Annotated in this window: 12 protein-coding genes; all 12 read right to left on the reverse strand. The window is 51.1% G+C overall.

Features of this window, described 5'->3' with window-relative positions; all coding sequences use genetic code 11:
- Nucleotides 1-3: 3 nt before the first annotated feature.
- Nucleotides 4-1,734 carry an AsmA family protein gene (locus tag ET34_RS0114470; RefSeq protein WP_031523209.1) on the reverse strand — a complete coding sequence of 577 codons (1,731 nt, stop codon included), beginning with the start codon at nucleotides 1,732-1,734 and terminating at the stop codon, nucleotides 4-6.
- A 124-nt stretch (nucleotides 1,735-1,858) separates the two neighbouring features.
- Nucleotides 1,859-3,250: a nucleobase:cation symporter-2 family protein gene (locus ET34_RS0114475; RefSeq protein ID WP_031523211.1), complete on the reverse strand. Its 1,392-nt coding sequence runs from the start codon at nucleotides 3,248-3,250 to the stop codon at nucleotides 1,859-1,861.
- A gap of 155 nt (nucleotides 3,251-3,405) precedes the next feature.
- Nucleotides 3,406-3,954, reverse strand: a complete 549-nt coding sequence (locus ET34_RS0114480; RefSeq protein ID WP_031523213.1) for a fimbrial protein — start codon at nucleotides 3,952-3,954, stop codon at nucleotides 3,406-3,408.
- Between the two features lie 329 nt (nucleotides 3,955-4,283).
- Nucleotides 4,284-4,811, reverse strand: a complete 528-nt coding sequence (locus tag ET34_RS0114485; protein WP_031523215.1) for a fimbrial protein — start codon at nucleotides 4,809-4,811, stop codon at nucleotides 4,284-4,286.
- Between the two features lie 69 nt (nucleotides 4,812-4,880).
- Nucleotides 4,881-5,456 carry a fimbrial protein gene (locus tag ET34_RS0114490; RefSeq protein ID WP_081826941.1) on the reverse strand — a complete coding sequence of 192 codons (576 nt, stop codon included), beginning with the start codon at nucleotides 5,454-5,456 and terminating at the stop codon, nucleotides 4,881-4,883.
- 59 nt (nucleotides 5,457-5,515) lie between these two features.
- The gene (locus ET34_RS0114495) at nucleotides 5,516-6,055 is read right to left on the reverse strand and encodes a fimbrial protein (RefSeq protein ID WP_031523218.1); all 540 of its coding nucleotides are present in this window, start codon (nucleotides 6,053-6,055) and stop codon (nucleotides 5,516-5,518) included.
- Between the two features lie 56 nt (nucleotides 6,056-6,111).
- On the reverse strand, nucleotides 6,112-6,633 hold the full coding sequence (locus tag ET34_RS0114500; RefSeq protein WP_031523219.1) for a fimbrial protein: 522 nt from the start codon (nucleotides 6,631-6,633) through the stop codon (nucleotides 6,112-6,114).
- 63 nt (nucleotides 6,634-6,696) lie between these two features.
- On the reverse strand, nucleotides 6,697-7,239 hold the full coding sequence (locus ET34_RS0114505; protein WP_031523220.1) for a fimbrial protein: 543 nt from the start codon (nucleotides 7,237-7,239) through the stop codon (nucleotides 6,697-6,699).
- A 107-nt stretch (nucleotides 7,240-7,346) separates the two neighbouring features.
- The gene (locus tag ET34_RS0114510) at nucleotides 7,347-8,333 is read right to left on the reverse strand and encodes a fimbrial protein (RefSeq protein WP_031523222.1); all 987 of its coding nucleotides are present in this window, start codon (nucleotides 8,331-8,333) and stop codon (nucleotides 7,347-7,349) included.
- A 2-nt stretch (nucleotides 8,334-8,335) separates the two neighbouring features.
- Nucleotides 8,336-10,795, reverse strand: coding sequence for a fimbria/pilus outer membrane usher protein (locus ET34_RS0114515; RefSeq protein ID WP_031523224.1), 2,460 nt, complete (start codon nucleotides 10,793-10,795; stop codon nucleotides 8,336-8,338).
- Nucleotides 10,796-10,808: 13 nt separating this feature from the next.
- A complete protein-coding gene (locus ET34_RS0114520; RefSeq protein ID WP_031523226.1) occupies nucleotides 10,809-11,516 on the reverse strand; it encodes a fimbrial biogenesis chaperone in 708 nt (235 codons plus the stop codon).
- A gap of 98 nt (nucleotides 11,517-11,614) precedes the next feature.
- Complete coding sequence (locus ET34_RS0114525; protein WP_031523228.1) at nucleotides 11,615-12,151, reverse strand: fimbrial protein; 537 nt, start codon at nucleotides 12,149-12,151, stop codon at nucleotides 11,615-11,617.
- Between the last annotated feature and the right edge of the window lie 296 nt (nucleotides 12,152-12,447).

A 12,447-nucleotide genomic window follows, 5' to 3' on the forward strand; every position in this document is an offset into this window, starting at 1 on the left:
GGCTCAGGGGGCAGGTGCCGTGTTCGCTGCTGGTGCGGGACTGGCCGGGGCGGGCGCGGAGCTTACCTCGCCGTTGCGCATTATCTGCTCCAGCTTTTGCCCTTTGCTGTCGGTCACCTGAAGCCGGGCATTAACGCTCGGTTTCAGCAGCTCCGTCGCGCTGATGGCCCCGCTGGCCGTCAGGTGCAAATTGCTGTCACCCGCCAGCGGAATTTCCGGCCAGCCCCACTGTTGCAGGACGTTGACCGGCACCGCGCGGCCATTCAGGCTCACTTTCGCCTGGCGGCCCGGCAGCTGTGAGATTACCGCCGTGGCTTCCAGCAGGCCTTTTCCGGCGAAAGCGCTCAGCTCGCTGATCGTGATCGCCGAGGCGTTAGCGTTGAAGGCGATGGAAGGGTTACGCACGTCCACCCGGTTGAACGTCGCCGCTGCGCCGTTGAAGGTCGCATTCCCGCTCCAGGCTCCCCACTGGCGGTTTTTCACCAGCTGAAGCTGATTGCCGACGCCGTCCAGAGAGGTGATCTGCCACGGGAAAGTCGGGTCGATATCGATAACCAGATTGCGGCTGAGGCTGAGACGCCCGATAGTCAGGCTTTCGAGCCAGGCCGGGAGCGGCTGCATCCACAGCGCCTTCCAGTTATCCGGCAGCGTGTACTCCAGCCCCGCCAGCGCCACCTCGTCGAGCACCAGACGATTTTCGTCCCGCAGCCAGCTGCCGGAGGTGCGCACCATGCCGCGCTCCCAGCGTGAAGTGAACTGGCGCAGCGTCACGCCCTGCGGCGTCAGGTCGGCGTTAACGATGGGGTCGAACAGGTGAACCGAGCCGACAATAAATTCGCTGGCGTTCATCGACAGTCTGCCGTCCTCACTCTGCCAGCTGTCGCCGCGCAGCGTCAGGTCACGCAGGCTTAAGTCGAGATCGGTTACCGCCCAGTCAGGCCCCTGCAGGCGCGCATCGGTGATATCCACCTGTTCCAGGGTCAGCGAGGCGAGGGTAGTGAGCGGGTAGAGGAATGCCGACAGCGTTTTGTCGCTTTGCAGGCGAATGTCGTTCAGGCGCAGCCGATCCACATGCCAGCCGCCGTCCGCGCTGCGTCGGGCATTACCGGTCATCGACCCTTGCGCTACGTCAGCGCCGAAGGTGGAAAGTGTGACCTGCTCGCCATCGATATTCCCCTGCACCAGCACGTTGCTGGCGGGAATGTCGTTGAGCGTCAGGGAACCGGCGCTGATCTGGAAATTGGCTTTATCCCCCAGCACTTTACCCGCTTTCGGCAGCCAGGGCGCTACGCCGCCGTTGACCCGCTGGGCGCTGAGATCCCAGCCGGTACGCGGGCTGTTAAAGGCCATATTCTCCAGGCGCAGGCTGTCGGCCTGGAGCGGTAAAGAGGCAGTGTCAGGCGAGAGATTCAGGGTGCCATCCTGCAGCAGGATGGTATCGGCGTGTAAAGGGTCGGTGAGCTGGCGGCTGCTCAGCCCGATATTGACGCGTTTCGCTACCACCGTCGCGGGCTTGCCGTTGCGGCCAAAGGTCACGTTCAACAATTCAAGGTGCGAAGGGGAAGAGAAGCGATGATCCATCTTGTCGAAAGCGATGTGGTACTCGCTGTGGCTGTTGATCCAGCCGGTGATCCAGCCTGCACCCCAGCGCGTCTGCAGCAGGAGATAGAGCGCAATAATAATGACCAGAATGGCAACAATGAGCCAGGTAAGCAGTTTTCCAATCAGTTTCATCGTCTTCCATCCTGTAAACGTCTGAATAGGCCAGTTATGCCGCATTTAGCGGCACAGCTCAAGGAGGGAATTATTCTGGCAAGTAACAGCGGGCGGTAACAGCGCTTACCGCCCTGGTTATGTCTTAATTTTTTTCCGGCGGGAAAACAAGGTTCAGCACGATAGCGGTAATGCCGCCCGCAGCGATGCCGGAAGAGAGCAGGTTTTTCACCCAGTCCGGGGCAAACTGCAGGATCAGCGGCTGCTGCGATACGCCAAGACCTACCGCCAGCGACAGAGCGATAATCATGATCGCGCGGCGGTTCAGCGGCTCACGAGAGACAATGCGCACGCCTGAGGCCGCGATGGTGCCGAACATCACGATGGTCGCGCCGCCCAGTACCGGCTCCGGAATGTGCTGCACAAAGCCGCTTACCGCCGGGAACAGGCCCAGCACGATCAGCATCAACGCCACCACAAAGCCCACGTAGCGGCTGGCAACGCCGGTCAGCTGGATTACGCCGTTGTTCTGCCCGAAGCAGGAGTTCGGGAAAGTATTGAACACCGCCGAGACAAACGAGTTCAGGCCGTTCGCCAGCACGCCACCCTTCAGACGCTTCATATATAGCGGGCCGGAAACCGGCTGCTCTGAAACGTCGGAGGTTGCGGTGATGTCGCCGATGGTTTCCAGAGAGGTGATCATAAATACCAGCATCAGCGGCACCAGCAGGTTCCAGTCGATGCCCAGACCGTAGTGCAGCGGAGTAGGGATCATAATCAGCGGGCTGTCGGTGGCGGCAAAGCTCTGGGGCAGCATATCCAGTGCCCAGGCCAGCAGATAACCCACCGCCATCGCGATCACCAGTGAAGCCACGCGCAGATAAGGATTACGCTGACGGTTGAGCAGAATAATCACCGCCAGTACCGCACCGGCCAGCAGCAGGTTTTTTGGTGCGCCGAAGGTGTTATTTGCCATTGCGCCATAGCCGCCGCCGATGGAGGTGAGGCCCACCTGAATCAGCGACAGGCCGATAATCATCACCACCACACCGGAAACCAGCGGCGTAATGATGCGGCGCGCCAGATGGAGCACCCGGGAGATCACCATCTCAGTGCAGCTCGCCAGCATCAGGGTGCCGAACAGCGCGGCCATCATGGTGGGTACGTCTGCACCGCCGGTTTTTAGCGCGGTACCGCCCATAATCAGCGGTGCCACGAAGTTAAAGCTGGTGCCCTGAATCGACAGCAGTCCTGAGCCGACCGGCCCCCACGCCTTAATCTGGATAATCGATGCCACGCCGGAGGCGAACAGCGACATGCTGATGATGTGCTGCGTGTCCTGCGCCGGCAGGCCCAGCGCCTGGCAAATAAGCAGGGCAGGGGTGATCACCGCGACGAACATCGCCAGCAGGTGCTGGCAGGCGGCGAACAGGGTTTGTGGCAGCGGCGGACGGTCTTCGAGGCGGTAGATCAGTTCACTGTTATGCGGCTTAGCAATCGGTTGCGCATTTTCAGACTCAACGGCATTAACGGACATCGGTGGAGATCCCCTGACGGAAAAGCGGGCATTCTATCGGACTCAAAGGTAAAAGCAAACGGTTGCACAGGCGCAAATTAATACAGGCACCGGCATGCGACAGGTAATGAAGGGGGTTGAACATAAACGCCCATCTTTCGATGGGCGCAGGAGTACTACAGGCGTTCAATCTGGAAAGTCACATCACCCGTGATTTTACCTTTTGTCGCTGTCTGGCCATTCAACTCAACAAGCTGAAGACCAAGGTATTTAGTAGCGGCAGTGGATTTGTCACCCAGCAGATAAGGTTGGTTGATATCAATGGGTTTGTTGTCAGATTCAAAAAAGCCAATGCCTACGCCTTTGGCTGCATCTTCTCCGGTGGCGGTGTTGGCAAATGCCGTGCCATCGGCGTTATCGTGTACGCCAACGAACCTGACCGCAATTTTTCCCTGCCACAGTTCTTTAGCACAGGCATCGTTATTATCTACTGCCCATACTTGCATTCTCAGTGGTGCGTAAGCTGTGGCGTTATCGCCTTGCTTAATTATATTGTTAACGTCAGCGGTAAGGTTAATGCTACTTTTATCAAGTGCTATCTGGCACGCGTTTGAAGCGGCAGTAACGGTGCCTGTAATAGACAGTACAGCATTAACATCTTCAGCATGCGCAGTACCTAAAACCAGAAATGATGCTACAGCAAGCCCTGCAACTTTTGTTTTCATTTGGTTCATCCTTATAATTAACAGAAGATATAATAACCTGGGTAACGTGCTTATATAATTTCTGCCTCCTTGTGTATTACGAGTGTTTATGTCCCTGCGACAATTTAGCGCTATAGAGAAAGTACTATTAACTGAACCGAACGATATAAATTGCTATGCGGTGGTCTTATATTAATAACGCATATGAACATTGGTCGGCTTTGATTGGGTGAATACGCAAGAGAGACGGTGTGGTCTGGTAAATTATTAATAAGTGTGTTGGCCAACGTCTGTACTCTGCTGCGGTTTATAACGAAATAAAAATGCCTGTCGGCGACAGGCATTAATGTTTATAGACGTTCGATTTGTACCGTAACCGTGCTGTTAATATTTCCCGCAACGGGTTGCTGGTTAGTAAGTTGTACCATTTGCAAACCAAAGGTAGTATCCGTTTGAGCAGCGATTCGGCCAGAATTTACGGCTACAGGCTTATTCTCACTGTCAAAAATACCGATGCCGACGCCTTTCGCTGCGGTTTCATCCGTCAGGTAATTTGCCAAAACAGTGCCATCGGCATTATCAGCAGTCCCCTCAAACCAGTAAGCGATTTTACCCTGCGCAACCAGCTCTTCGCATTTCTCACCACCATCAACGGTAGCATGAATAATAACTGGAAACGTGGCATTTTCGCCCTGCTTAATCATGGTGTCAGCTCTGTCCAGAATAGAAACAGAACCTTCACTCAGACCTACGCTACAGGAAAAATCAGCTTCCTTCAGTACCCCACTAATATCAATAGTAGCGGAAGTATCTTCCGCTTGCGCCGCACAGGCCAGTAGCAGTGTTGCGCTTATCAATCCCGATAATGTTTTTTTCATTACATTGCTTCCTTATTAACTTATTACAGCCAGTCTGGCTTTATCCTGACCAAACCAAATGCCACCTGTTTACAGACGCTCAATCTGTACCGTCAGGTTGGTCTGAATATTGCCTGGTGTTGCTTCCTGCCCTTTAAGGTTGACCAGCGAGAAATAAAGCGGGAAAGAAGCGGTTAAGTTGCTTGGATCTCCGCTTTTGTTGGCGGAAGGGAAGGTCGCGATAGTCGTATTAGGTATGATGATGTTGCTGTACATATCAGAGAGCTGAACAGAGACGCCCTGCGCTGCCGCACTGCCGGTATCGACATTCGCCAGGGTATTTCCTTCCACGCTGTCAGCAGTGCCGAGGAATTTCAGGCCGATATTTTTATAGCCCTCTTCAGCATCACAATTTTTACCACCCAGCTGTATATAGACGTGATCGTCCGCACCGAAGGTATTAATCATGCTTCCCTGTTGAGGGAGCGCTTCTTCACCGTGCTGCAGCGTAAGCATATATTTGCTCATCAACACGGTACAACCTGAAGGCGCGGCTTCCAGCCTGCCCAATATCAGCATGCCATGCCCGAGATCCTTCGCGTGTGTTGGTAACGATCCGGCGATAAGTGCAGCACCTAATGCCATCATTAATGCCATTTTTTTCATAGGGAAATTCTCATTTATACATCAGGTAAATGGCGTTATTAAGCTGATTTATATCGAAATTAAAGGCGTTCGATTTCGATAGTCAGCGCACCATGCACAGTGCCCGCTTCTGGCGTGCGGCCATTAAGTTGAACCATTTTCAGTCCCAGGTTGACTAACCTCTCGTTCGTCACCACTACGTGATAGGTATTTATATTACGAGGGGAACCGTCAGGTTCATAAAGGCCAATGCCGACGCCTTTCGCAGCGCCTGCGCTGGTATCGGTGTTAGCTAAGACCGTACCGTTAGCATCGTCTAATGTGCCCGAAAATTTAAGGCCAATCTGACTGGCATTAACTTTTTCCATACAGAGCTCATCACCGACAACCGCAATGGTAAAGATGCTGTTGACGTGTGATGCTGAGCCATCTTGTACTGGTAGATGATCTATTGTGCCTGAGAGCTCAATCGCATGGCTGGAGGGTAATACGATACAGTCACCTTCATCAGGGCCATTTACAATACCGTCAATATTTACCGTAGCCGAACGATCTTCGGCCTGCGCCATCCCTGTGGCGAAACAGGATGCCAGCAAAACCCCAATTATTGCTTTTCTCATTTTTCATGTCCTTATAGAAATAAGCTGGATAACGGTGAGTAATGTAAAGCTTCAGCTTACAGACGCACCAGGTCCAGGGTCAGAACACCGTGTACAGCGCCTCGCGTTGGCGTTTGCCCATTTAATTTAACAAGCTGTAAATTAATAGCGGTAATCGCCGTATCTAATGGAATTATTCCACCGTTAATATTTAGTGGTGCATTATTGTCATCATACACACCAATGCCTACACCTTTGGCGCCGGTTGCATCTGTAATGCTGTTTGCAATAACGGTGCCGTCAGCATCATCAGCCACGCCATGGACCTGAATAGAGAGTTTTTGTGGAGCCGGGCAAAATCCACCTACGTTACCAACTGAAATAGGCAGTCTGATCGGCGTAGTGGCATCTGCTCCCTGTGCAATCAGCTGATCGGTCTGACCAGTCAGAGAGGCGGAAGAATCCACATAGATATAACAATCATTGTTGGTATCTTGCACGGTACCGCTGATCTGAATTGACGCTGGGATGTCATCTGCATATGCAGCGTTAGCGGCGAATAAAGACGAGAGCATTATGGCTATAAATGCTTTTTTCATTGTCACTATCCTTATACAAAGCAAAAAAAGCCTTCGTAATATTACGAAGGCTTTTGGTTATGCTTACAGACGTTCGATCTGAACAGTCAGAGAGCCCTGAACATCACCTGCGCTCACTTCCTGGTTTGTCAGTTTCACCAGGCTCAGACGGAGGTTATAACCAGTGGTAGTCGCAGGTACGGTGTCTTCATTGATTTTTAAAGACGTACCGTCAATGTTGTACAGGCCAATACCTACGCCTTTCGCCGCGTTCTCAATGTTGGCACTGTTAGCAAGTGTGCTGCCGTCTACGCTATCAGCGGTACCCAGGAATTTATAAGCCAGCTTGCCCTGATTCAGCATAGCCTGGCAGTTGGTATCACCTTTGGTGCTGATCCGTACTTCTTTGAAGTTAGTCGGTGTCTGGCCAGCTTGAACCATAGTGGAAATATCTTCGCTCAGAGCTACAGTAGTATCTGATAAATCAACCATGCAGACAGACTCGTTTGCGGTAACAGTACCGGTAACAGACAGTGTTGCAGAGATGTCATTCGGATTTACTTCTGCCTGAGCAGCGCCAACCATGAACAGTGCGGAGACAGCCATACCTAATACGGTCTTTTTCATAATAAATATCCTTATAATTTCTTTGAATGTGAAATAGGCGAAGCGCACTCCCTCTTAAAGATTAAAGAGTAATTACACTTCCGTATTTCTTTTTTATTTATAAATAGTTAAAGGTAATTAATGCGTAATGTTATTTGCGCTTTTACGTTTCCCTTCGTAACCTTTTCCTTTGTTTTGGCATAGCGCACCGCAAGCGGTACGGCAAAGCCGCTTTGCTGTTGGGGCAGCGTTATATCCATTGCCCTGCCGGGCTGCATAACGCTACCGTTATATAGCATCTCAATACCGACGCCACCCGCCGGATCTTCCGGTGATACGTTTTTAAATATTGAAGGCGATTGTGAATCATTTAATCCTTCAATACTAAGGCTGGCTTTATTCGTATTCAGACAAAGCAGATTTACACCCACCGGATAAAGTTTTTTAGATGTATTGCTCGCCAACGCCGCAGCATCAATGGGCGGCAGAGTAATCTGTGGATTCGGCACCAGAATCGTACAGTGAGCTTTGTCAGCCAGTACCGTTAACGCCAGACTAACCACCAGCGAATTATCATTAAGCGACAGCAGCGACGGCAGCCGTAAATTCAACATACCGCTCTCAAGCGCTCCCGTTTTCACCATCTCCAGCCGCAGCCGGATATCATCCGTCGTGAGCGCGGCCCGAGTGAGATCCACAACCGGGGCGATGAACGGCATAACCCACTCTTTGCGCGGCCGACCCGCTTTTTCATAAATAATGGTCACGCGCAGCCCTAAACCCGGTAACGACGTGGCAAAAGTATTGAACCCGCTTTGCCTGGCCGTGATGCGCCCCTTGAGGTTTTTTCTGAGCTGTTCAACGCAGGCGTCGGTAATATCACGATGCGTTCCTGTCAACTGCGCCAGAGACGCCTCTTTTTTATACAGTACACTGCCAACCGGGGCGGAAATCGCATTCGATGGCATCTGGACGGTTAAGGGCACCGTCAGGTTAAGCGGCTCCCTATGCGGCGACGGCAAACACGCTGCCGCCGTCGCGGTCGCAAACGCTCCCTGCGTCACAATGAGAAACAGCGCAATTTTTGTCAGATAAACGATACGTTGTTTGCTCATGGTTAGTGGCACTCTACGTTGATTAATTTAATCGATATTTTGTCGTTTTCTGTCGCGTTTACGCTGAACGGCGCGGAGCACTGATCGGTATCGCCCCAGTCAAATTTCACCGTTCCGGTTTCTGGTGCGGCGTTGATATATACCTGACCGTTATCCCCCACGTAATAAATAGCATCCTCACCTTCAATGCGCGCCCGGGCACCAAACGGCAACAGGACGCCGTTGTGCTTCGCAGTAATGACCACCTTACGGCCGATAATAGGTTTAAATTCGGCCAGCACGATCGCATCTTTTGTCGGTACAACCTGCACCGATGTGCTTTTGAAATCGAACGTTTTGTTGGCGCGGGTATCTACATTTAGCGTATTGCGGTGGTAAGCATGTAGATCCGTGGCAAGCGCATACCCGCGCGCATCAGTGATCACGTTCTGTCCGCCGTCCAGTGGAACATGCGCTGCGCCGGGCATAGAGACCAGTGCCATGCTGCTGCTGGAGTAACGCCCGGCGGTTATACCGTGGCGGTGTACGAGTAATCCACCCGACGCGTTCCAGGAGACATACTGATTCTGATCGGCGTTATAGGTCAGGTTCAGATCGCCATACGTGCCCTGATAATCGACGCCCAGCGAACCGCTCCTGGTCTCGCCCTGCTCCGGATCCGAGGCGTAGGAAACCTGGCTATTCCAGCTCAGATCCTGCCGGTCGCCAAACTTGCCCGTCACGCCAACCTGATTCGACAGATCGCCCTTCAGGCTGGAGGTCGCGGTATAGTTCACCATTGGTTGCGCGGTTGGCAGAAGGTCGTTAAACGGAATCGAAAGCGTCATCGCCAACTGTTTATCCCACTCCGCATCGCCCTGATTACGCGCCATGCTGTAGGAGAGCGAAAAGCTCATGGTGCTGAATGATCCATTCCATCCCAGCTGCCACGTGCGCGAGATCGTATTGTCGACATTCTCAGTACGGCTCAGCGTTGCGTAGAAACTGTGTTCATCTGTCAACGTCTGGTTAACCGTCAGACTATATTCGCGACGTTTGCGTGAATCATCGAACAGGTGTTCCGCATCTGCCCAGTCGCTGAATGACAGGTATTCATGCAGATAATAGCGACTATCCAGCTGAATCTGCGTGTCGCTTTCCGGAATACTGTTGCGATACGTCAGACGCGCCATTTCCCCGGTATACTCTGGCGAGTTGTTACGACGGCTGCGGCTGCGTGTCATATCAAAGGCGATACCGCCCAGACGATGAAAATCAATGCCGAGTCCGAGACTAAGCGCCTTGTACTGCTGATGGTACTGGCTTCCGCCGTACAGCGTGGTATTAAGCGGCAACCCCCGTGATAGCGTGGCCTGAATAAGCTGCGGCCTGCGTTCAATGGCGTTAGCGCTTGAGAGATAGCGTCCTACCGTCAGGTTGTACTTTATTTGTCCGGTACGCAGCAGCTGCGGTACGCTGGCATAAGCCACGGTACTGCGCGACTCTGAGCCATCCGCTTCAGTTACAATTACGTCCAGCTTTCCACCATTCGACACGGACGACAGATCGCGAATAACAAACGGGCCCGGCGGCACAGACGTCTGGTAAATCGTATTGCCGTTCTCTTTGATCGTAACCCGCGCGCTGCTTTTAGCGATGCCACGAATAATCGGGGCAAAGCCGGTGAGCTGATCCGGTATCATATCGTCGTCTGATGTTAACTGCGCGCCACGCACCATCAGGCCATCAAAAATATCCCCCGGTGTACTGGCATCGCCCAGAGTGAATTCGCCTTTCAGAGAATGCACGGCGGTTTCGACATAGTTAGTCAGACTCTTAAAACCGTCTTCCTGACTCAGGGTAGCGTTATTGCGGTAGCGCCAGCGCCCAATATTAATGCCGTTGGTCAGGTTGGCGAAAACGGAATCCGAACTGCCTTCACTGCGCGTAATGTTTTGCTGGCCGGAGAGCTGGTACATACTCATTAACGCAGGAATGCCCTCATCCCACTCCTCTTCCGGAATGCCTGTGATAGTTTCATCCCGCAGAATGGTCTGTGGAATGGCGATATCCAGCGTCAGCTTAGAGAAATCAAAATTCGCCTTGATCCCCGGTACTTGCTCTTCAATAGGAAAGCAGGTGTTTTTGAGTTCATTATCTTCCGCTTTTGAGTCAACCCTGGTCATATCCACGCCCAGTTTTTCATAGGCTTTAAAAGAGAGGCAGGCAACCAGCTGCTTCTCTTTATTCGCTTCAAACCGAACGTTACTAAACATAACTGGCTTCTCGTTAACGTTGATATGTACCCGGTAGGTGCCCGGTGGTTGATATCCCTGGCTCAGCAGACTGGTATCAGCGATCGCTGCATTACCGTCCACCGCCTGCAATAATCCGGGATCGAAATATTCTCCGGCCAGCACAGCGCGGGAAAATATTACCGATGCCACAAATGAAGCGAGCCACTTAATCCTTGTGCCGCGCATAACGCCCTGTTAATCAATCAAGACGTTGTGAAATAGTTTTGGACGTAACACCAAAATCATTAATCGCCTCCCACTCAACCGTGGAGCCGTTCGCCGGCGCGTGTTTGAGGTGATAAGACTTATTCCCAAACGCGGGAATGACGGTATTGTTGTCTACCACGGAAACGGGCACCGCCTCCTTATCAATGTCGATTTTGCTCAGTACCAGATTAAACGGTGAATTATTATTGACCGTTACCGTGCTGCCGGAGTGGGTCCACTTCAGGTTTTTCACCGCTTCACCCGGATCGCCTTTCAGGCCAGATGGACGGAAGAAAAATTTGATGCGGTTGTTGATAGCCAGCACCATGCGGTTTTCAATTTTGGACTCTTCATCATTCAGACCGGGTACGCCTTTCACATCCAACCAGAACAGGCTTTCGCGATCGGTCGGCAGGCCCTGTCCCATATAAACGATGCGAATGACATTATCGCTTTTAGGCGAAAGGCGGAATAATGGTGGCGTGACGACAAATGGTAATGATTTTTTTACCGTACTATCACCAGCATCAAGCCAGGACTGAATAAGATACGCGCGATCTTCATTACTGTGTATCGTAACGGAGGCATCGCCATCTTTTTCATTATAAATAAGGCGGTCAGCATTTAATGTTAACGCCGCCTGAGACATTCCTGACCAGAAAGTCGAAGCAAGCAGAGTCGTCAGGAGTAATTTTTTCATTTTTAAATCCACAAAATCATAAAGAAAAGCCTGCAAACTAAAAATTATTTATATCTATAATTAATAAATTCACAGGCGTAAGTAACGATTAAGGCTGTTTATATTTTATCAAGTTGTATTGTTAATGTAGTTTGCACTAAACCTGGCATCGGCGTTTTATTGTTAACTTTGACCATGCCGACATGAATGGCGTAATCGTCTGTCAGAGTTCGTCGCTGGCTGACATTAGGGGTAATGGCTTCACCACCAAAATCATAAAGCGCAATACCGACGCCTTGCGCTGCTGCGCTGCCCGTTTGCGTATTAGCAAAAACATTCCGATCGCTGTCATCAGCAGTGCCTAAAAAGCTGAGCGCCATGCCATCTGATGAGCAAGTTTCACGGTTGATCATTACGCGTACGCTATCCAGCGCCTTCGCATTATCAGACGACATTGTCTGTGCAGGCAATGCTGCTATATCTTTTTGTGCAAGCTTCAGAAATGAATTGCTCAATGCAATAGTGCATACTTCATTACTATTCTCGACCTTACCACTAATTGATAAGATTGCTGGAACATCATCCGTTGCCTGGCTTAAGCTGCTGGCTATCAATAAAAAGCAGGGTACAAAAACGGAAGCGACCTTTCTTTTCATCTAACGTCTCCTTTCTTTTTCATAATCATCCGCTCCGCATCTGGAGCCGATGGGCATCCTTTAATCACTTCAATAAATGTAAATCTAAGTCGTATTTTATTTGTCAGGCTGCAAAGGAGGTTTCGCTAAATTAATATCGGTGAAGTATTGTGGATCGAATAACTCTTTTTTTGATTAATTGTGCGGTGGGGAAATGATATTATTTTTTAAATAATTATTTATTATGAGTTGAGTCTGTTATATACGTTTACCAGATAATATTAATTAAACATTTATCGGTTATTTATATATTATAA

The sequence above is a fragment of the Siccibacter colletis genome (genome assembly GCF_000696575.1).
Lineage (GTDB): Bacteria > Pseudomonadota > Gammaproteobacteria > Enterobacterales > Enterobacteriaceae > Siccibacter > Siccibacter colletis.